The sequence below is a fragment of the Corynebacterium gottingense genome (genome assembly GCF_002285125.1).
GTDB lineage: Bacteria > Actinomycetota > Actinomycetes > Mycobacteriales > Mycobacteriaceae > Corynebacterium > Corynebacterium gottingense.
In genome coordinates this window covers 28092-47011 of sequence record NZ_NSGN01000010.1, presented here as the reverse complement: position 1 = coordinate 47011, position 18920 = coordinate 28092, and the positions used below count along the sequence as shown (strand labels likewise).

Genomic DNA, 18920 nt, shown 5'->3' with positions numbered 1-18920 from the left:
CCAGTGAGTAAATATATTCACATGACTTGCACAACATTGCCGTTCACTCGCCCGACGACCCCCGCGGCGAAGTGTCTCCACCTCATTCGCCTGCAGGACCTCACGTCCCGCAGTGAACTCGTGCAAGCCACCGGGCTCTCCCAGCCGACCGTCACGCGCGCCATCGCCGCGCTCACGGAGGCCGGGCTGGTCAACGAGCGAACCGACCTCACCCGCTCCACCGGGCGCGGTCGGCCGACGATCCCCCTGGAGCTCGCCGAGCCCGACCCCATCTACGGCGGCATCGCCGTGGGCACCGACTTCACCTACGTCGCCGTCTTCGACCTGCGCGGTCGCACCCTGCGCTGCGTCGACCTCGAGCTGCCCGTCGCCAGCATGACGCCCGACGACGTCATCCAGCACCTCATGGCGGCACTCAACCGCCTCACCGCGGGCATGCAGCGGCGCCTCGCCGCCCTCGGCGTGACCACGTCGGGCACCGTGACGGAGGACGGCACCGTCATCGCCGTGAACCTGGGCTGGGACGGCGTGGACCTCGCCGGGCAGTTGCGGGAGCAGTTTTCTGTGCCGGTTGAGGTGACGTCGATTAGCGCTGCGATCATCGGCTCCGAGATGCAGTCGAACCTGGACCTTGGCGACGGGCCGATCATGGCGCTGTTCGCGGACGACTCGATCGGCTGCGCGGTGTCCACCGGCGACGGCGTGCAGCCGATCCGCGTGAAGCGGCACGAGCTGACCACGCGCGGCCTGCTCGAGCGTATTCACAAGCCGGGGCTTGCCACGCTGCTCGACGCCGTCCAGGATTCCAGCCCCGACACCCGCACCGCGCTGGACGAACGCGCCCGCGACCTGGGCAGCCTGGTGGCCAAGCTCAGCACCGAGCACGCGCCGTCCACGGTGGTCATCGCGGGGAGCGCGTTTATCGACGACCCCCACGCCCCCGCTCCTTTCGCCCGCACCGTGCGCGCCGAAATGGAGCAGGCGCCCGAGCTGCGCATGATCCCCACCCACGCTGAGGTGGTGCGCGACATCGCCCGCGCCGCGGCGCTAGACCTCGTGCTCCGCGAGCCCCTCACGGTAGCGGCGAGCTAGCTCCACGTAGCCCGCGGCGTGGCGCACCCGCTGTTCGCGGGTTTCCGCGTCCAGCTGCTTGCGCACCTTCGCTGGCACCCCGGCCGCAACGGAAAATGGCGGGACGACCTGCCCCTCCAGGACCACCGCCCCGCCGCCGACGATGCTGCCCTCGCCCACGCGCGCGCCGGAGAGCACCGTCGCGCTCATCCCGATCAGGCAGGCCGGCTCCACGGTGCAGCCGTGGACCATTGCCATGTGCCCAACCGTGACGTCCTCCCCGAGGACGGTCGTGCTTCCCGTCTCCACGTGGATGACCGAGCCGTCCTGGACGTTGGAGCGCGCCCCGATCTCGATAGCGCCGACGTCGCCACGCAGCACCGCGCCCGGCCAGATATTGACGTCCTCGGCGATAGTGACGTCGCCGATGATGGTGGCCCCGGGGGCGATGTAGGCGCTGGGGTGGATGCGCGGGGTCTTCCCCTCGAACGAGTAGATACTGGACATTGGTGCTCCTCACTGTGTTGGGTGTGCCCTCCGAGCGTAGTCAAAACGCCCAGGTAGACCGTCCTGTCTGTCTGTTGAGCGAATTAATTTTTAGGCGACACGCTGCTACTCTGCGTTGAGTAAGTACAGACCTGTATAGATTCTTTCAACGCATTGGAGCGCGCATGTCTCTTCCAAAGTGGGCGACCGGATTTGGCGCCCAAGTGATTTACGGCCTGATTATCGGCCTCATCCTCGGCTTCATCGCCGCAGGTAGCGACGTCGAGTGGCTCTCCGGGCTGCTCGACTGGGTCGGCGGCACCTACGTCCAGCTGCTCAAGCTGCTCATCCCGCCGCTGGTGTTCACCGCCGTGGTGACCTCGATTGCCAACCTTCGCCAGGTCTCCAACGCGGCCCGCCTGGCCGTGCAAACGCTGGTGTGGTTCGCCATCACCGCGTTCTTCTCCGTCATCATCGGCATCGTCGTCGGCGCCGTGCTCAAGCCCGGCGCGAACTCCACCGTGGACGCGGCCGAGGCCGCCGAGCCGTCGACCACCGGCTCCTGGATGGGCTTCCTGGATTCCGTCGTCCCGTCGAACTTCCTTGGCCTGACCGCCAAGGTCACCGAGTCGGGCGCGTCGGTGAACTTCAACGTGCTGCAGATCCTCGTGGTCTCCCTGCTCATCGGCGTCGCCGCGGTGAAGGCGGGCAAGTCCGCCGAACCGTTTATTAAGTTTTCCGAGTCGCTGCTCAAGGTGGTTCAGGTCGTGCTGTGGTGGGTCATCCGCCTCGCTCCGATCGGCACTGCGGCCCTGATCGGCAACGCAGTCGCCACCTACGGCTGGGAGGCCCTGAGCAACCTGGGCCAGTTCGTCCTGGCCATCTACATCGGCCTCGCCCTGGTCATCTTCGTGCTCTACCCGATCGTGCTGGCCGCGAACAAGATCAACGTGGTCGAGTTTTTCCAGCGCGTCTGGCCCGTCACCGCACTGGGCTTTGTCACCCGCTCCTCCATGGGCGTGATGCCGGTGAACCAGCGCACCGTCGAGCAGTCCATGGGCGTGCCCTCCGAGTACGCGTCCTTTGCCATGCCGCTGGGCGCGGCGACCAAGATGGACGGCTGCGCCTCTGTCTACCCCGCAATCGCCGCCCTGTTCGTCGCGCAGTTCTACGGCGTCGACCTGGGAATGATGGACTACCTGCTCATCGTCATCGTCTCCGTGCTGGGTTCCGCGGCCACCGCGGGCACCACCGGCGCGACCGTCATGCTGACGCTCACCCTTTCCACCCTCGGCCTGCCGCTGGCGGGCGTCGGCCTGCTGCTGGCCATCGAGCCGATCATCGACATGGGCCGCACCGCCGTCAACGTCACCGGCCAGGCCGTCGTGGCCGCCGTGGTGTCCACGCGCGAGAAGATCCTGGACAAGGACGTCTGGGACGCGGGCAAGGAGGCCGGAAAAGGCATCCCAGCCTCGGTCAACTAACTTTTCGGCGAAAAATTGATAACGCTCTAGCGTGGCAAAATGCCGGCGGGCAGCACGTCACCAGCGACTGCCGCGGCGGCACCGCCGGCAGCTGCCAGAATCGCTAGAACGATGCCAACAATGGCACCAGTGCTCAGGCTCGAGCCTTTGTCCTGCTGAGCATTCGGCTTCGCAGGTTTTTCAACGGTTTTCGTTACCGTAGTGGCGGGGGCCGTAACAGTCACAGTCGGCGCTTGCTTTTCCGCGGCTTCCGTAATCACCGGTGCCGGCTGACTCACAGTTTCCGTAGCGGTCTCAGTAACCGTCACAGCGGCCATCTCCGTCTTTGCCGCCGGAGCTGCCGGGGTCACCGTCGTCGTTACAGGTGCCGGGGTCACCGTCGTCGTCACCGGTACCGGGGTCACCGTCGTCGTCACCGGCGCCGGGGTCACCGTCGTCGTAATCACCTTTGTCGTCGGAGCTGCCACAGGTGCTGGGGTCACCGTCTTTGTCACAGTCTTCGTCACCGGAGCAGTAGTCTGCTGCGTCGACGACTTCGGAGCTGCTGGACTGTCAGCCACTAGCGAGGCAAGCGGGTGGATCGGGAAGTCCCCAGTGACTATTTCAGAGCTACCGTCAGTGTAGTTCACGCGGACTTTTACCGGAACATTGAAAGCCGCAGGGTAGATCTTCTTCTTCTCGAGGGTGATGTTGATGTACTCACGGAATCCATTGAGGGTTTCCACTCGATACGTCACCGGATACGGTGAATCGAACTCAAGGATTTCCATATCCAGGAACTCGGGGCCCTCATCGGACAAGAAAAACGACAGCTCCTCAGTTGGACCAGCTTCCAAAGCCCCGATCGGAGTGATGCTCGGCTCGTACAAGTCCGCTGCCGTTATCTCCTGCGCCGTGAGGCCCACGGGGTTGACGAGCGCCGACATAGCCACCGAGGCCGCGACTACCAGCGCGGTCGCTTTCTTCTTCAAAGTGTTCTCCTTACAGACGGGAAACGAAAACCGTCTGAAGTATATACACCCCTTGAGTGTTGGCTGCCCGTTTTATTCACACTTGCTGTGCGTCCATTATCTGTCAGCTGCCAGAATGGAATTTACCCCTACTTCGGCAGCACGTCCGGCAGGTACTGCTTCACAAAGGAGTAGATGCCGGCCAGGACGCCGATGATGGCGAAGATGATGCCGATGATCTTCTCGGTTTCGGAACCACCGCCGAGCGACACAGTGCCCTGAGTGCCCTGCCCCCTGCTCGGGGTGCTCTTCTTCGGCAACGGAACCGCCTTCGTCGACGGCGTCTCGCCGTTGTTCGCCGGGCGCGCCAGCGCCTCGGTGCGCGCGCCCTCGGGGAACGCGGTCACGCCGGAGGCCTTGCCCGCGGCTTCCCACGCGCTAGCGGTGCCCTCGGCCGTACGCACCGACGCCACGCCGAACCACGTGCGGTCCGGGTTAATCAGGTTGTAGAGGTGGCCGTTGGCGTTGTTGAACTGGCCATTCGAGTCGTAGAGGGCGTCCAGCTCGTCGTAGCCCCAGCCGCGCATGGCTTTCGCCATGTCTTCTTCGCCGGAGAGGTTCTCGCCGAACGGCTGCTCGCCCTGAATCGTCGCGGTCCACAGCGAACCACACTCGTTGCTGCACGTTCCGTTGTACGGGCGTGTGTGGTCGATCCCGCCGGCCTCTTCCAGCGCGCGCTGCAGGGCGATGAGCGCGTAGCCGTGGTCGATCCTCACGTCGTTGACGTAGGCTTCCTTCGTCTTCAGACCGTTCACCTTCGCCGCGTACTGCAGGGTCTCGCCGTTGAACGGCACGTTGCGGTCCCACATGTCGGCGCGCAGCTCGCGCACCTTCTGCAGGGCGATCTCGTTGTCGCGGGTGAGGTCAAACTTCGCCTCAAAAGTGACGACCTGGTCGGCGAGCTGGTTCAGCTCCACGCCGGTAACCGGAGCGGGGTCGGCGGAAGCGGCGGGCGCGACGGCAAGGGCGGTCGCGGCGCATGCTGCGATTGCGAGGGAACGAAAACGCATGTCAGGGGCCTTTCAGCAAGTTTTCGGGCAAAAGTTACCCCTTCACCCTACAACTCCTAGAGATCCAGCTCGTCCAGAATTGCGTCCATCGCGTCGGCGACCCCGGTGCGCCACAGCGTCGTGGCCTTCGGGTCGGCGCGCCCCGGCCCGCCGTTGACCACCGCGACGGGCTTTCCCTGTTTGCGGGCGTCCAGGACGAATCGGTACCCGCTCATCACAGCCAGCGACGTGCCCAGCGCCAGGACCGAAGCGGACTCGTCCAGCCACGCCCGGGCTGCTTGTCTGCGCCCCGTCGGCACATTCTCGCCGAAGTACACCACGTCCGGCTTCAGCCGTTGGCCGCCGCACGCGGGGCAGGCGATCATGTGGAACCGCTCCACGTCGCTGGCGCGCAGCTCCACGTCGCCGTCCGGGTTGATCATGTTGCCGGTGACTTCCACGGAATTGAAAAAGTTGGGGTTGGCGTGGGTGAGCATGGCGTCGATAAGCGAACGAGCGTGGCGCGCCCCGCAGTCCAGGCACACGACGTGCTCCATATCCCCGTGCAGGGCGATGACGTCGTGGGAGCCGGCGGCGAGGTGGAGGCCGTCGACATTCTGGGTGACAATACCGGTGAGCAACCCGGCGCGCTCGAACTCGACCAGGGCGAAGTGGGTGCGGTTGGGCGCGGCGGCGCGCATGAATTGCATGCCCACGAAGGCGCGCGCCCAGTAGCGGTGGACCTGGGCGGGCGAGTGCGCGAACTCCTGGTACGTCATCGGGCGGCCCTTGGTCAGGCGGCCGCCGGCGCTGCGGTAGTCGGGGATGCCGGAATCGGTGGACACGCCCGCGCCGGTGATGACCAGGACGTTGCCGCGGCGCAGCTGCGCGACGACGCGCTCGAGCGCGAGGTCCGGGTCGGTGGGCGCGGTGGTTTCGTGGACGACTCGCTCGATGGAGCGCACGGCGCTGCGGTGCGCCATCTGCACGGCCGGATCGTCGAAGGAGCTCAACGGAATGGGAGCTCTCCGATCGTGCGGCGCAGCTTGCGGGTGCGCAGGCGCTGCGGGTTCTTGGCCAGCTTCTCCATCGCGCGCACCGCGCACATCACGTGCGCCTCCTTGGAATTGGAATAGAAGGTCTGGGCGGCCGCGGGCAGCTTCGGCACCGCGTGCAGCGGCAGGTCGGAGACCGCGAGCAGCGCACCGTAGGGCACGCGGTAGCGGTAGCCGTTTGCCGCGATGGTGCAGGACTCCATGTCCACGGCCGCCGCGGTGGAGCCGCGCAGCCACTCCCACAGGTCGCGCGGCGCCTTCCATTCCCAGTTGCGGTCGCTGGTGGAAAGGACGGTGCCGGTGCGCATGAGCGAGGTGTCGTCGCCGTAGATCTTCGCCACCGCCTTCTCCAGGGTGCGCTGGATCTCCGGAACGGCGGGGATGGGCGAGTCGGGACGGATGTGCTCGTCAAGCACGTTGTCTTTGCGCTCGTAGGCGTTGCCCAGGATGAGGTCGCCGATGCGCATGCGCGCGTCCATGCCGGCGCAGTGGCCGATCATGATCCACGCTTCGGGGCGCAGCACCGCCAGCGAGTCCGTAATTGTTTTTGCGTTCGACGGGCCGACGCCGATGTTGATCATGGTGATGCCGTCGCCGTCCTCGGTGACCAGGTCGTAGCGCGGCATCTGGAACTTCGAGCCCAGCTCCAGGTTCTCCACCGCCACCGTGTCGGAGATGGTCTCGCCGCTGGGCAGCACGAGGCGCGTGTAGCGCGAGCCCTCGCGCGCCAGCTCCGCGACGCCGAAGCGCACAAACTCGGTGACGTGCATGGCGTAGTTGGTAAACAGGATGAATTTCTGCAGCGACTCCACCTGGATGCCTGTGTAGTGTTCCAGCCGGGCCAGCGCGAGGTCGAAGCGCTGCGGACCGAAGTGGAAGAGGGGCTTCTCTTCGCCGTGGAAGGCGTCCCAGTGGCCGTCGATAATTGCGTCGTGCACCTCGTCAAGGGTGGGGCGAGGCACGAACACTGCGTTCTCCGTGTTCGCGGGGCGCGGGCCGGTGCCGCGGATGTACTCGGGCGGGATGCGGGTCTCCGAGTAGCCGACGCGGATCTCGCACTCGTAGTTGGCGGTCAGCGCCTCGAGCTGCGAGCGCAGGTACGGCGCCATGAGGTCGGGCCGCGACAGCACCGCCGAGTAGGTGCCGGCCTCGTCGACGTAGCCGAAGGGCTCGGAGCGGTCCACTGGCACCCATTGCCCGATCTCCACGGAGAGCTTGGGGTAGTACACGTCCTTGTAGCGCGCGTAGTCGCCGCTGGTGAGCGCGTCTCGCGCGAGCTCACACGATGCGGTGTAGAGCTCAATGAGCTTCTCGACGGCCACGTGCGCACTCTCGACTCTGTCCATAGCGCCTAGACTACTGGCTTATGGGATTTTCAGACGTGGTCCGCTGGGCGGAGCACCGCATCAATAACGCGGACGTGAAAGCGAAGGCCCGCCGGGGCTGGGCGCCACAGGTCACGGGTTTTACCGGCTACGGCAACTCCGAGCGCGCCCGCGTGCTTGGGCGCGTGCTCATGGCGGACCCGGAGCGGGAACCGAAAACGGAGGTGGAGCGCGGCTACCGCCAGTTCTTCACCACCCAGGTGCCCGACATCGAGGTCACCGTGACGCTGGGCGCGCAGACAGTGACTGCGCAGACGAACGGCAACGGCTACCTCGAGGTCCTCATCCTGGACCACGGGCTGGAGCCCGGCTGGCACACCGCCACGGTGCGCACACCGCTGAGCGCGGAACCGAGCGAAGCGCAGGTGCAGATCATTTCGGACGACGTCACCCACGGCCTGATCTCCGATGTGGATGACACGATCATGGTGACCATGCTGCCGCGCGCCATGCTCGCCGCCTGGAACTCGTGGGTGAAAAAGACGAACACCCGCCAGCCGATCGCGGGCATGGACGACTTCTACGGCGCCGTCCTCGGCCCCGACGAGCCCACCTTCTACGTCTCTACGGGCGCCTGGAACACCTACGACACGCTCACCGACTTCATCGCGCGCGAGAAGCTGCCGCGCGGCCCGCTGCTGCTCACGGACTGGGGCCCCACCCCGACCGGCCTGTTCCGCAGCGGCAAGGAGCACAAGCGGGTGGCGCTGCGCAACCTCATCGTGGACTTCCCCAACATCCGCTGGACGCTGGTGGGCGACGACGGCCAGCACGACCCGATGCTCTACTCCGACCTGGTGCAGGAGCACCCCGACCGCGTGCGGCTCGTGGCCATCCGCGAGCTCAGCCGCTCCGAGCACATGCTGGCCCACGGCACCACCACCACGATCTCGCAGCCGGGCAACTACCGCACCATCAAGTCGATCCACGGCCACACCGGCTTTGACTTGCTCGAGGAATACCGGCACCTGTGAGCCGCAAACCGTTCGCCCTCGCCTTCGCCGGCGTCGTGATCCTGCTGGTCGCGGCGTCGTTCGTGCGCATCGCGCACACCCCCGCCGAGCCCGACTCGGACGCGCTCTCGCGCCGACTCACCGAGGTGGACGACACCGTCGGCGTCGACCCCGACTGGCTCGAGGCGGAGGTGGAAAGGATCGAGGCGGACACGGACACGAGCATGGGCATCGTGCTTATCGACGACGATGACGCCGCCGTCACCGCAGGCGACGTCACCAGCCTCGCGGCGTGGTCCACGATCAAGGTGCCGGTCGCAATGGCCGCCACGGAACACTGCGACGCGAGCGAGGAAGTGCTGGACACCCTCATCACCTCCACGATCGAGGTCTCCGACAACGGGTCGGCGGACCAGCTCTGGATGTGCCTGGCGGCCGCGGGCGGCGCGAAGAAGCTGGTCGCCGACGAGCTGGCCAAGGCGGGCGCGACGGCCACGCTCGAGGAGGCCTGGGGCACGAGCGAGTGGTCGCTGAACTCCCAGGCCCGCTACGCCCACTACCTCGCGGAACTTTCCGACCGGAAGCCCGACAACGCGGTCCTGGACAAGATGGTGCACGTGGATAAGTCGCAGTCCTGGGGCCTCGGCGCCCTGGGCATCCCGTTCAAGGGCGGGTGGAGCGACGACACCGACGGCTCCTGGCAGTCGCGGCAGCTGGGCTTCGGGCAGTTCGCCGACAAGCGCTACGGTGTCTCCATGGCCGCGATCAGCGAGGACGGCTCCTTCGAGGACACCACCGACGCGCTGGACGAGCTCGCCGAGGCACTCGCCAGCGTTAGCCCCGCTTCCGAGTAAGCAGCTGCCCCATCAGGTCGTGCACCCGGTCGACGCGCGCGGCGGTCACGCCGACGTCGATCTCGTCGCGGTACGCGGTGACGAAGAGGTGCTGGGTGCCCGCCACGATGAACATCGCTGCATCATCGATGACCTCGTCGGTGGCCTGGATGCCGCCGCGCTCCAGCGACTTCCACAGGTTCGCACGGATCGGCGGGAACATGAGCTCGCAGATCATCTGGTTGAGTTTGCCGTGCACGGGCGAGTCGATGAGGTGGCGGATCATGCACTCGTGCGGCTCGAGCACCTCGGCGAGCTTGTGCACCTGCGCGGAGTAGTCGGTGTCGCCGTCGAAGTTGTAGGCAAAGTCGCGGTACGCCGGCCCAAGGACCGCTTCGCCCGCGGCGATGACCACGCTATCGCGGTCCTGGAAGTGCTCGTAGAACACCTGGCGGCTCACCTGCGCCGCCTTCACGATGCCGGAGACGGAAAGGTCTTCCACCTTGTGGTCAACCAGCAACGCGATGGTGGCGGAGATCAACGCCTCGCGGGTGCGTACCGCGCGGGGGTCGGAGCTCGATTCACGACGTGCCATAACAATTCATCTTCCTTCGGAGCTAGCTGCCCACGATCGACGCGCGCAAGAGTCCAAGCACGCTATTGGCGCGCTTCGCCGCGTCTTCTGCCGAATCCGCCTCGCGCACCGAGGCGACCAGGAGGCGGAAGGCGCCGGCGCGGAGGAAGTCCTCCACGCCTTCCAGCAGGCTCGGCTCGAGCTCGCCCTGGCGCTCCAGGATCGCGTCCACCACCCCGCGCAGCATCGGCTGCTCCGGGGTAGTAAAGAGCTTGAGGGTGTAGGTGAGCGCCGGGCCGCCGACGACGTTGAGCAGCAGGTCGCGCTCCTTGTACATGCCGGCCACGAGACCCTCGATGGCCTGTTCCGGGTCGCCGGTGCGCTCGTAGGTCTTCACGTATTCCTGAAGCAGCGGCCGAAACGTGCGCTCCATGAGCGCGCCGACGACGGCGTCGCGGCCGTCGAAATGCTCGTAGAACACCTGCCGGCTCATGCCCGCCAGGCCCACGATCGCGGACACCGTGATGTCCTCGGTCTTCTTTTCGCGCTGAAGCGTCTCCGCCGCGTCCAGGAAGGCGTTGCGCGTACGAATCGCCCTCGGGTCCATGCTGCCTTCTCTACGGGCCACCGCTTCCACCTCTTCCCGGGTTTCTGCTCGCCTCGCCCTCAGGATCACTCAGGTTCTGATTTAAATTCTCAGCTTTCCTGATTTCTTCAGTGAGGCCAGGTCTCGCGTTATCCTCAAATATTGCGCCGTACCGTGCGGTTCAGCGCTGCTCAATATCGTTCAGTCTTCACATTAGACCGCAACAGATGTAAATTACCGCATCCGCCAAATTTAAGAAAGCTGATTTGTATGACTTTAGCGGACACCACCATTACGCTGCTCAAAGAACTCGTCCAAATTTCTTGCGTGAACGATCTCACCCCCGATTCCGGGCAGGAATCCAAGGCCGCAGACGTCCTCGAGCGCTTCTTCGCGGACGCGCCGAACGTGCGCGTCGAGCGCTTCGAACCCCACCCAGGCCGCACCTCCATCGCGTTTACCATCGAGGGCTCGGACCCCTCCGCCGAGCCGCTCACCCTCCTCGGCCACACCGACGTGGTCCCGGTCGACGAGGCGAAGTGGACCAAGGACCCGTTCGGGGCGCAGATTATCGACGGCCACCTGTACGGCCGCGGCGCCACCGACATGCTCTACATCACCGCCGCGATGGCGGCCACCGTGCGCGACGTGGCCCTGTCCGGCACCCAGCCCACCGGCACCCTCACCTTCGTGGGCTGCGCCGACGAGGAGGCCCGCGGCGGCCTGGGCGTGGGCTGGCTGGCGGAGCACGCACCGGACGCGTTCTCCTGGAAGAACTGCCTGTCCGAGGAAGGCGGCTCCCACCTGCCAGTGCAGGACGGGTCGGATGCGGTGGTCGTCGTTATCGGCGAAAAGGGCGCGGCGCAGCGACGCCTCACCGTGCACGGCGACGCCGGGCACGGCTCCACGCCGCACGGGCGCGAGCTGACCATTGCCAAGATTGGCAAGGTGGCCGAGCGCATCGCCGCCCTGACGCCGGAGGTCAGCTCCGAGGAGCCGTGGCCCGGCTACGTGCGCGCCTGGAAGTTCGACCCCGAGACCGAGCAGGCGCTGCTGCGCGGCGAGGGCTACGAGGCGTTCGGCGAGCTGCAGCGCTACTCGCACGCGATGAGCCACCTCACCGTGGCGCCGACGGTCCTGCGCGCGGGCGGCGCGATCAACGTCCTGCCGTCCGAGGCCTCGATCGAGCTGGACATCCGGCAGCTGCCGGGCCAGAGCCAGGAGGACATCGACGACCTGCTGCGCGAGGCGCTCGGCGACCTGGCCGCTGAAGTGGAGATCACCCACCTCATCACCGAGGACGCCACCGTCTCCCCCACCGAGGGCCCGCTTTACGACGCCATCGTGGACACCTTCGCCGAGTTCTTCCCCGAAGCGGCCGTGGTCCCCACGCTCGCCGCGGGCGGCTCCGACCTGCGCTTTGCCCGCCGCAAGGGCGGCGTGGGCTACGGCTTTGCCATGCACAAGCGCGAGAACACGCTGGGTAAGGTGCTCGACCTCCTGCACAGCCACGACGAGTACGTCGACCTGACCGACGTGGAGCTCACGACGCAGGCCTACCGCAGCCTGATCCGCCGCATGGTGAACGCGTAATTTGCGCGCTCCCCTTTCACATGCGTCACATCCGTGACATACTGGCGGTCATGAAACTCCGCTCCCTTGCCATGACCGCCGCCGTCGCGGGCACGCTCGCCGCGGCCCCGGCCGCCGCCCACGCCGACGCGATTGACGACGCCCTTGCCAAGCTCCCCGCCGGCGAAATCTCTTGCGCCCAGGCCGAGAAGTACTGGACCAACGACGCCGACTACAACGCCAAGGTCCGCCAGGCCCAGACCATCGCCCGCTTTGACAGCCGCGGCCCGCAGATCCTCGACGCCCTCGCCCGCGTAGAGAACGCGGCGAACCGCTGCGGCCTCAAGGGCACCAACGGCGGCACCAGCAACGCTGCGCCGGCGCAACCCGCACAGCCGGCCCAGCCGGCACAGCCCGCGCCGGCCACGCAGCCCGCCCAGCCCGCACCGGCCGCGCAGCAGAACCCCCAGAACGTGATCGTGCTCGCCCCGCAGGGCGCGCCGACCATCGACGTGCCGGTGGCCAACGTCGCGACCGTGCGACTGCCGGACCTGGGCGCGATCGTCCAGCAGCTGCTCGCGCAGTACGCGCAGGGTTCCTCCCTGCCGCGCTAACTCCCCCACTCGTAGAGGACCTCGGCGCCTGCGCGGATGCGCACGCCCGGCGCGGGCTCGAGCCACGCGTCGGTTTGGATCTCCTCGCCGTTTTCGCCACGACTCCGCACGGAGATCGTGGCGTTTTCCTTGTCCAGCACCTCCACGTCGGCGTGGGTGAGCCACTGGTTGCGGCGGCGCACGCCGATCAGCTTCTTGTGTTCCTCGAAGACCCACTGGCCCAGCTCGGAGAGTTCTGCCGGGGAGGCTGGGAGGGGAGGGCGGATGGCGTCGTCAGCCGCGAAGCCCTCGCCGCGCACCCCCTCGAAGCCCTGCTCGTCGCCGTAGTAGATGCTGGGCATGCCGGGCAGGCTCATGAGCAGGGCGAGCGCGACGATCTCCCCGTCCTGGCCCACCTTGGAGGCGATGCGGTCGACGTCGTGGTTGCCAATGAAGATGTTGGGAAGCGTCCGCTTAGCAATGTCGCGGTGGCGGCCCAGCGCGTGGTCGAGCTCCCAGAAGTTGGTGTCTGAGATGGAGGACCAGAGCGCCTTCCACAGCTCGTACTGCGTGACGGAGTCGAGCGTGCCCGCCTCGGCGATCTCGGCGTAGTCGCCGTGGATGACCTCGCCGAGGATGCACACGTCGGGGAACTCCTCGCGTACCCGCCCAAGCACTGTGCGCCAGAACTCGGCGGGCACGGAGTAGGCGACGTCGAGGCGCCAGCCTTGGATGCCGCGGCGCAGCCAGTGCAGCATGATGTCGGTTACCGCGTCCTGGACCCTGGGGTCGTCGTGGTGCAGGGTGGCCAGCTCCTCGTGGCCCTCCCAGTCGGTGCCGCCGGCGAGGCCCTCGGCCACCCACGGGTGGGTGCGCGCGACGTGGTTGAACACGCCGTCGAGCATGACCTGGATGCCGCGCTCGTGGCACGCGGCGACGAAGTGGTCGAAGTCGGCGTCGTCGCCAAGCCTGGCGTCGATGCGGAAGTGGTCGAGCGTGTCGTAGCCGTGCGCGACGGACTCGAAGATGGGGCCGAGGAGGATGCCGTTGCAGCCGAGCTCGATGAGGTAGTCCAGCCACGCCTCGAGGCGGGGAAGGCGGTGCGCGGCATCCTTTGCGTCGCGAATGGGGGCACCCGTCGCGCCAAGGGGGTAGACGTGCCACCAGATGGCGTCTACGAGCTGCTGTTTCACGGTATTTCCCTTTCGTCAGCGGACAACGTTCAGAATTATATTGATATTCAATGCATGTAAAACTTGTGCGTGTGTACGATGTAGCGCATGACAGAACGCCACACGACGCACGCGCCACAGCGGCGCCTGAGCGTGGAGGAGCGGCGCCAGGAAATTCTCGACGCTGCCACGGAGATCTTCTCCACCACGCCCTACAGCGAGGTCCCCACCCAGCGTATCGCCGATCACTGCGGCGTGTCCCAAGGCTTGGTGTTCCACTACTTCGACTCCAAGGCCGGCCTGTACACCGCCTTCCTCGAGCGCACGGCCATCAACCTGCACAACGCCCAGATCGCCGCAGCTGAGGGGCTCGAGTCCTCCGACACCGAGGAAATCGTGCGCCGCGGGCTGGACATCTACCTCAACTACATCGAGACGCACCCGTTCGTGTGGTCCACCGGCAAGCGCGGCGGCGAGGAGCCGATCGAGGCGATCCACCTGCGCATCGAGCGCCACGACACCACCGTGCAGGCGCTGTGCGACTTCCTCGGCCGCAGTGACGACCGCGCGCGCATCGCCGTCTCGGGGCTCATCGGCTTTATCGACGCCATCGCGCTGGACTGGGTCGACGACGGCTGCCCCGCCGAGCAGCGCGAACTGCTCATCAACGTCGCCTCCGCCGCCTTCCTCGCGGCGCTCTAGCGCGCTACCGCTCGCCGCGGCGCCGGATCAGCGGCTCGAGCCGCTCCTGGATGCGCTCCCGCCACGCCTCCACGGCCTCCTTGTAGCCCTCGCCGTGCGGGTGCATGCCTCGGTGGGTAAACGTGACCTGGGTTTCGCCGTCCTCCTGCTCGCTGTCGCTGAGCTCGAAGATGAGCGAGGTGTCGTCCCAGTCGCGGTCCTCCTTGTCCTTGCCCGTGGTCTCGGTGTGCCAGACCAGGCGGTCGCCCACCTCGGACTCCTCGACGCGGAATTCCGCGTACTGGTCGTCGGTGTCGAAGTGGAACTCGCCGCCCTGCTCGGAGGCCGAGCCCTCGATGTAGTCGACGTGCTCGTCCCACCACTCCTGCGGGGCGGAGATCGCCCGGAAGACCTCGGTGCGCGACCCCGGCACGGTGAAGGTAGTGGAGAAGTCCTTGATGGCGGGGACCTTCGTGCCGTCGGAAAACTCGTAGTCCGGCATCGCGCCGTCGGGGTCGTAGATGCGCACGTCCAGGCCGGTGTCGCGCAGGTGGCGCATCCCCTCCTTGATCAGCAGGCGCCCGGCCTTGTTAAAGCTGGTCACGTTGGACACGTCGAGCACCAGCGTGCCGCCCACGATGCGCTCGCTGGCCAGGTCGTGCAGGATGTTCTCCGCGGCGGTGAAGTTGATCATGCCCTGCAGCTCCACCACGGTGCAGTCCTCGCGCCGCTCCACCGACCGAATGCCCGGCGCGGCGTAGAAGTCCGCGCCCATCAGGTTCAGCCCGAGCGAGTCGGACATCTCGCGGAAGATCCGCACCCCGCGCACCGAGTTGCCCTGCTCGTTGAGCCGCGGGCTTAACGACGCCAACCCCAACTGCCCCGGCATCGTCCCGATCAACCCGCCGGCGACGCCGGATTTCGCCGGGATCCCCACGTTGACCATCCACTGCCCCGACCCGTCGTACATGCCGGCCGACGTCATCACCGCCTGCGTGATCCGGCACGAGCCGGCGGACAGGACGCGCTCGCCGGTAATCGGCTGCACGCCGCCGTTGGCCAGGGTCGCCGCCATGGTGGCCAGGTCGCGCACCGTCACCAGCACGGAGCACTGCTGCGTGTACGAGTCGATCGCGTCGTGCGCCTGGTCCTGGACCATGCCGAACTCCCGCAGCAGGTGCGCGATGGCCAGGTTGCGGTGGGCGGTGCCGAGTTCGGACTGGACCAGCGACTCGTCGATACGCAGCTCCCTGCCCGCGAGCCGGGAGAAGTACGCGCGGATCTTCTCTACCCGCTCCTCCACCGAGGACTCGGCGCCGTTGATCATCTGGTTCACCGCGATCGCGCCCGCGTTGATCATCGGATTCGCGGGGCGGTGCGTGCCCTCCTCCAGCGAGATCGCGTTGAACGCCTCGCCCGACGGCTCCACGCCCACGTACTTGTGCACCTCCGCGGCGCCGAGCTCCTCCAGCGCGAGCGCGTACACGAACGGCTTGGAGATCGACTGGATGGTGAACTCGTAGTCGTCATCGCCCACCGAGTACAGGTTTCCCGAGGTCGTGCACAGCGCCACGCCCAGCTTGTCGGGGTCCGCGGCGGCCAGCTCGTCGATGTAGTCGGCGACCTCGCCGCTGTCGTCGTCGCGGACGAGCTCAAGGATGCGGTCAAGGTAGGCAGGCACTGGCGTCGGCATGCGCGCCAGTCTAGAGCCTTTCGCTTATCGACGCTCCCCCATTTCCTTTTTGTCTAGTTTCCTTTACATCGTGGCGTGTTTGGTTTATAGTTTGACGTAGGCGCTTACGAGACACGAAAGGAGCGCTGATGCCAGACACACACGAAAACATGGTCCGCAAATGGCGGCGGTGGCAGGAACTCTCCCAAGCCGACCTCGCCGCACAGGTGGGAGTGTCCCGCCAGACCATCGCCAACATTGAAAAAGGCAACTACTCCCCCTCCGTCCACCTCGCACTCGACATCGCACACACCCTCGGCAAAACCGTCGAAGCCCTCTTCGGCGACGACCAGGAAGGATAACTCCCCATGTTGAAGCAGTACGGCGACAAGAAAGTCGCCCTGGCCAACCAAGGCACCGACGACGAATACCAGCAGCAGATCCTCCACCAGTCCAACACCGTGACCTCGGAGACGCTCATGTACACGACCACATTCATCATGGCGATCCTCGCGTGGGTCCTGCCCGACGGCGCCGCCATCTACTCGCTGCTGGCCTTGCTGCCCGTTACGCTCGCGCAAACCGCCGGCGCGCTGTGGATGCAGAACTACGCCCCGCGGCCCCGCCCGCCCAAGATGTTCACCCTTTCCACCCTGCCCATCTGGATCCTCTTCGCGATCGCCCTCGCCGGCATCGCCTTCACCGACTTCGACGGCGACCGCAGCGGCACCATCGGCATGGTCATCGGCGCGCTCATCGGCGGCGGCGCGGCGGCCATCTTCGCCCCGCGCTTCCAGCGCCGCAAGCGCCGCGACGACGAGGAGCGCCTCGCCACGGACCTCGAGGACTAGTTTTGACGGGTACAGTCGGTGTTAATCGTTCAGCGACACGAAAGGACACCGCATGTACCTGCAGGAAAAGCCGGACCCGAAGCTCAACCACCTCAGCGAGGAGCACGCCGAGATCATCAAGGCCACGCTCCCGCCGGTGGGTGAGAACATCGAGACCATCACGAAGACGTTCTACAACAAGATGTTCACCGCGCACCCGGAGCTCATCGCCAACACCTTCAACCGCGGCAACCAGAAGCAGGGCGCGCAGCAGAAGGCGCTCGCGGCCTCGGTCGCGACCTTCGCCACCCAGCTCGTGGACCCGAACGCGCCGGACCCGGTCATGATGCTGGACCGCATCGCCCACAAGCACGTCTCGCTGGGCATCCGCAAGGACCAGTACCAGATCGTGCACGACAACCTCATGGCCGCGATCGCCGAGGTGCTCGGCGACGCCGTCACCCCCGAAGTCGCCGAAGCCTGGGACGCCGTCTACTGGCTCATGGCCGACGTGCTGATCAAGCACGAGGCAAAGCTCTACGAATCCGACGGCGTGACCGACGGCGACGTCTTCCGCCGCGCCGAGGTCACGGCCAAGGAGCAGCTCACGGACTCCGTCTACGCCTACACGCTCAGCGGCGACTTCACCGCGCCGCGCCCCGGCCAGTACACGTCCGTGGGCGTCACGCTTGACGACGGCGCCCGCCAGCTCCGCCAGTACTCCATCATCGAGGGCGACGAGCACTCCTACCGCATCGCCGTGGAGACCGACGGCGAGGTCTCGACCTTCCTGCGCGACCACGTGGCGGTCGGCGACACCGTCGACGCCACCCTCGCCGCCGGCGACCTGGTCCTCCAGGACAGCAACAACCCGGTCGTGCTCATCTCCAGCGGCATCGGCTCCACCCCGATGGTGGGCATCCTGGGCCACCTCTCGCGCACCCACTCGGACCGCAAGGTGACCTACCTCCACGCCGACAACTCCGAAGATTCCTGGGCGCAGCAGGCCGAGACCCGCGCCCTCGCGGAAGCGCTTGCCGACGCCAACGTCACCGCCACCTTCCGCAGCCAGGACCAGCGCGTCAACATCGCCGAGGCCGACCTCGCCGGCGCGGACGTCTACCTCTGCGGCGGCGCGAACTTCCTCCAGGGCATCCGCGACGACATCGCGGCGCTGCCCGCCGACAAGGCGCCCGCCAACGTCTACTTCGAGCTGTTCAGCCCGAACGACTGGCTGATCAACTAGCTACTCCACCTCGGTGATGCGGGCCCCGCACTCGTGGGGCCGGTCGAACGGCAGAAGCTCCACCTGCATGCGGCCCGCCTTGCCGTCCACGTAGCCGGCGTGCAGCGCGCACACCGCCGGGCTCGGCGCCCTGCCGGGGTCGGTGACAAACGGGCACGCCTTGAGGGAGAGTTCGCGTGAGGTGTCGGTGGCGGCATCGTCGCGAAGCGCTGGGTCGAACCCCATATCCCGCAGGATCCGGGCGACCTTCTCGGTCGCCTCGTCCAGATCCCGCGGCGTGCCGCCGTGCCTCGACGACGCCTCCTTCGCCCACTGCCGCCCCACCTCGCGCGCCCGCTCCAGGTCGTCGCCGGCGATCGCGGTGGCCAGCATGTCAACCAGCTCGACGTACTCGCTGGTCACGTCCGCGTTCCGCGCCACGCGCGCGGTAAAGATGTGCGACGGCCGCCCCCGCCCGGTCGTGCGCGCCTGCCTGCGCACCACGAGCCCGTGGGCGATGAGCTCGTCAAGGTGCCCGCGGACCGTGTTGATGTGCATGCCCAGTTCCTTCGCCAGCTCCGTCACCTGCGCGCCCTGCGGGAACTGCTGCAGCGCGCCGAAGACCTCGCGCTGCTTCGCGCTCAGCTCCGCGGCCGCGGTGGTGAGATCGGAAGTGGGGCGCGGCGTCCGGTGTCGGTCCATGCTTCGCACCTTTCTGCCGGCCGCTCGGCGGCGGCACTTCTTGGACA

20 protein-coding genes and 1 pseudogene are annotated in these 18920 nt (G+C 66.8%); 10 read left to right on the top strand and 11 right to left on the bottom strand.

Annotated features, from left to right (window positions below; genetic code table 11):
- Window positions 1-21 precede the first annotated feature (21 nt).
- On the top strand, window positions 22-1092 hold the full coding sequence (locus CKJ82_RS09910; RefSeq protein WP_095535858.1) for an ROK family transcriptional regulator: 1071 nt from the start codon (window positions 22-24) through the stop codon (window positions 1090-1092).
- Here the strand turns inward: CKJ82_RS09910 and CKJ82_RS09905 are convergent.
- Entirely contained in the window at window positions 1048-1578 is a 531-nt protein-coding gene (locus CKJ82_RS09905; RefSeq protein WP_095538000.1) for a gamma carbonic anhydrase family protein, read from the bottom strand. The two genes, CKJ82_RS09910 and CKJ82_RS09905, sit on opposite strands and share 45 nt — an antisense overlap.
- Before the next feature lie 164 nt (window positions 1579-1742).
- On the opposite strand from CKJ82_RS09905, the gene CKJ82_RS09900 reads away from it, so the two are divergent.
- On the top strand, window positions 1743-3041 hold the full coding sequence (locus tag CKJ82_RS09900) for a dicarboxylate/amino acid:cation symporter (RefSeq protein ID WP_095537999.1): 1299 nt from the start codon (window positions 1743-1745) through the stop codon (window positions 3039-3041).
- A 26-nt stretch (window positions 3042-3067) separates the two neighbouring features.
- Here the strand turns inward: CKJ82_RS09900 and CKJ82_RS11865 are convergent, their stop codons facing one another.
- From CKJ82_RS11865 to amn, 4 genes are all read right to left on the bottom strand, one after another.
- Window positions 3068-4012, bottom strand: a complete 945-nt coding sequence (locus tag CKJ82_RS11865; RefSeq protein ID WP_095537998.1) for a hypothetical protein — start codon at window positions 4010-4012, stop codon at window positions 3068-3070.
- Window positions 4013-4140: 128 nt separating this feature from the next.
- On the bottom strand, window positions 4141-5061 hold the full coding sequence (locus CKJ82_RS09890) for a CAP domain-containing protein (protein ID WP_095537997.1): 921 nt from the start codon (window positions 5059-5061) through the stop codon (window positions 4141-4143).
- A 56-nt stretch (window positions 5062-5117) separates the two neighbouring features.
- Window positions 5118-6023 carry a Sir2 family NAD-dependent protein deacetylase gene (locus CKJ82_RS09885; RefSeq protein ID WP_095538043.1) on the bottom strand — a complete coding sequence of 302 codons (906 nt, stop codon included), beginning with the start codon at window positions 6021-6023 and terminating at the stop codon, window positions 5118-5120.
- A 26-nt stretch (window positions 6024-6049) separates the two neighbouring features.
- Entirely contained in the window at window positions 6050-7441 is a 1392-nt protein-coding gene (amn, locus tag CKJ82_RS09880; RefSeq protein ID WP_095537996.1) for an AMP nucleosidase, read from the bottom strand.
- A gap of 20 nt (window positions 7442-7461) precedes the next feature.
- On the opposite strand from amn, the gene CKJ82_RS09875 reads away from it, so the two are divergent.
- Both CKJ82_RS09875 and CKJ82_RS09870 read left to right on the top strand, forming a co-directional pair.
- The gene (locus CKJ82_RS09875; RefSeq protein WP_095537995.1) at window positions 7462-8454 is read left to right on the top strand and encodes an App1 family protein phosphatidate phosphatase; all 993 of its coding nucleotides are present in this window, start codon (window positions 7462-7464) and stop codon (window positions 8452-8454) included.
- Complete coding sequence (locus CKJ82_RS09870) at window positions 8451-9287, top strand: serine hydrolase (protein ID WP_095537994.1); 837 nt, start codon at window positions 8451-8453, stop codon at window positions 9285-9287. Before CKJ82_RS09875 ends, CKJ82_RS09870 begins: the two co-directional genes overlap by 4 nt.
- On the opposite strand, the gene CKJ82_RS09865 is transcribed toward CKJ82_RS09870, so the two are convergent.
- Entirely contained in the window at window positions 9268-9861 is a 594-nt protein-coding gene (locus tag CKJ82_RS09865; protein WP_095537993.1) for a TetR/AcrR family transcriptional regulator, read from the bottom strand. The two genes, CKJ82_RS09870 and CKJ82_RS09865, sit on opposite strands and share 20 nt — an antisense overlap.
- 22 nt (window positions 9862-9883) lie before the next feature.
- Window positions 9884-10468 (bottom strand): TetR/AcrR family transcriptional regulator, encoded by a 585-nt coding sequence (locus CKJ82_RS09860; protein WP_133064065.1) that lies wholly within the window; start codon window positions 10466-10468, stop codon window positions 9884-9886.
- Between the two features lie 228 nt (window positions 10469-10696).
- Here CKJ82_RS09860 and CKJ82_RS09855 point away from each other — a divergent pair, with 228 nt between their 5' ends.
- Both CKJ82_RS09855 and CKJ82_RS09850 read left to right on the top strand, forming a co-directional pair.
- Entirely contained in the window at window positions 10697-12019 is a 1323-nt protein-coding gene (locus tag CKJ82_RS09855; RefSeq protein ID WP_095537992.1) for a M20/M25/M40 family metallo-hydrolase, read from the top strand.
- Between the two features lie 50 nt (window positions 12020-12069).
- The gene (locus tag CKJ82_RS09850; protein WP_095538042.1) at window positions 12070-12612 is read left to right on the top strand and encodes a hypothetical protein; all 543 of its coding nucleotides are present in this window, start codon (window positions 12070-12072) and stop codon (window positions 12610-12612) included.
- Here the strand turns inward: CKJ82_RS09850 and CKJ82_RS09845 are convergent.
- On the bottom strand, window positions 12609-13784 hold the full coding sequence (locus CKJ82_RS09845; protein ID WP_095537991.1) for an alpha-amylase family protein: 1176 nt from the start codon (window positions 13782-13784) through the stop codon (window positions 12609-12611). The genes CKJ82_RS09850 and CKJ82_RS09845 overlap by 4 nt on opposite strands.
- Window positions 13785-13871: 87 nt before the next feature.
- Here CKJ82_RS09845 and CKJ82_RS09840 point away from each other — a divergent pair, with 87 nt between their 5' ends.
- Window positions 13872-14465, top strand: coding sequence for a TetR/AcrR family transcriptional regulator (locus CKJ82_RS09840; protein WP_095275298.1), 594 nt, complete (start codon window positions 13872-13874; stop codon window positions 14463-14465).
- A 4-nt stretch (window positions 14466-14469) separates the two neighbouring features.
- On the opposite strand, the gene CKJ82_RS12060 is transcribed toward CKJ82_RS09840, so the two are convergent.
- Both CKJ82_RS12060 and CKJ82_RS09835 read right to left on the bottom strand, forming a co-directional pair.
- Window positions 14470-14877 carry an SRPBCC domain-containing protein gene (locus CKJ82_RS12060; RefSeq protein WP_240510756.1) on the bottom strand — a complete coding sequence of 136 codons (408 nt, stop codon included), beginning with the start codon at window positions 14875-14877 and terminating at the stop codon, window positions 14470-14472.
- An 18-nt stretch (window positions 14878-14895) separates the two neighbouring features.
- Window positions 14896-16137, bottom strand: a pseudogene (locus CKJ82_RS09835) (glutaminase); the annotation flags it as partial.
- Window positions 16138-16265: 128 nt separating this feature from the next.
- Here CKJ82_RS09835 and CKJ82_RS09830 point away from each other — a divergent pair.
- Genes CKJ82_RS09830 through CKJ82_RS09820 form a run of 3 tightly spaced genes read left to right on the top strand, consistent with a single transcriptional unit; the run spans window position 16266 to window position 18192 of the window.
- Complete coding sequence (locus CKJ82_RS09830; protein WP_095535845.1) at window positions 16266-16478, top strand: helix-turn-helix transcriptional regulator; 213 nt, start codon at window positions 16266-16268, stop codon at window positions 16476-16478.
- A gap of 6 nt (window positions 16479-16484) precedes the next feature.
- Window positions 16485-16967, top strand: a complete 483-nt coding sequence (locus CKJ82_RS09825; protein ID WP_095537989.1) for a hypothetical protein — start codon at window positions 16485-16487, stop codon at window positions 16965-16967.
- A 52-nt stretch (window positions 16968-17019) separates the two neighbouring features.
- Window positions 17020-18192, top strand: a complete 1173-nt coding sequence (locus tag CKJ82_RS09820) for a globin domain-containing protein (protein WP_095537988.1) — start codon at window positions 17020-17022, stop codon at window positions 18190-18192.
- On the opposite strand, the gene CKJ82_RS09815 is transcribed toward CKJ82_RS09820, so the two are convergent.
- Window positions 18193-18873, bottom strand: coding sequence for a helix-turn-helix transcriptional regulator (locus CKJ82_RS09815; RefSeq protein WP_095535842.1), 681 nt, complete (start codon window positions 18871-18873; stop codon window positions 18193-18195).
- Between the last annotated feature and the right edge of the window lie 47 nt (window positions 18874-18920).

Coding starts and splice junctions, on each gene's coding strand:
- CKJ82_RS09910 (WP_095535858.1), top strand. CDS start 22: ATGACTTGCACAACATTGCCGTTCACTCGCCCGACGACCCCCGCGGCG.
- CKJ82_RS09905 (WP_095538000.1), bottom strand. CDS start 1,578: ATGTCCAGTATCTACTCGTTCGAGGGGAAGACCCCGCGCATCCACCCC.
- CKJ82_RS09900 (WP_095537999.1), top strand. CDS start 1,743: ATGTCTCTTCCAAAGTGGGCGACCGGATTTGGCGCCCAAGTGATTTAC.
- CKJ82_RS09890 (WP_095537997.1), bottom strand. CDS start 5,061: ATGCGTTTTCGTTCCCTCGCAATCGCAGCATGCGCCGCGACCGCCCTT.
- CKJ82_RS09885 (WP_095538043.1), bottom strand. CDS start 6,023: ATGGCGCACCGCAGCGCCGTGCGCTCCATCGAGCGAGTCGTCCACGAA.
- amn (WP_095537996.1), bottom strand. CDS start 7,441: ATGGACAGAGTCGAGAGTGCGCACGTGGCCGTCGAGAAGCTCATTGAG.
- CKJ82_RS09875 (WP_095537995.1), top strand. CDS start 7,462: ATGGGATTTTCAGACGTGGTCCGCTGGGCGGAGCACCGCATCAATAAC.
- CKJ82_RS09865 (WP_095537993.1), bottom strand. CDS start 9,861: ATGGCACGTCGTGAATCGAGCTCCGACCCCCGCGCGGTACGCACCCGC.
- CKJ82_RS09855 (WP_095537992.1), top strand. CDS start 10,697: ATGACTTTAGCGGACACCACCATTACGCTGCTCAAAGAACTCGTCCAA.
- CKJ82_RS09850 (WP_095538042.1), top strand. CDS start 12,070: ATGAAACTCCGCTCCCTTGCCATGACCGCCGCCGTCGCGGGCACGCTC.
- CKJ82_RS09840 (WP_095275298.1), top strand. CDS start 13,872: ATGACAGAACGCCACACGACGCACGCGCCACAGCGGCGCCTGAGCGTG.
- CKJ82_RS09830 (WP_095535845.1), top strand. CDS start 16,266: ATGCCAGACACACACGAAAACATGGTCCGCAAATGGCGGCGGTGGCAG.
- CKJ82_RS09825 (WP_095537989.1), top strand. CDS start 16,485: ATGTTGAAGCAGTACGGCGACAAGAAAGTCGCCCTGGCCAACCAAGGC.
- CKJ82_RS09820 (WP_095537988.1), top strand. CDS start 17,020: ATGTACCTGCAGGAAAAGCCGGACCCGAAGCTCAACCACCTCAGCGAG.
- CKJ82_RS09815 (WP_095535842.1), bottom strand. CDS start 18,873: ATGGACCGACACCGGACGCCGCGCCCCACTTCCGATCTCACCACCGCG.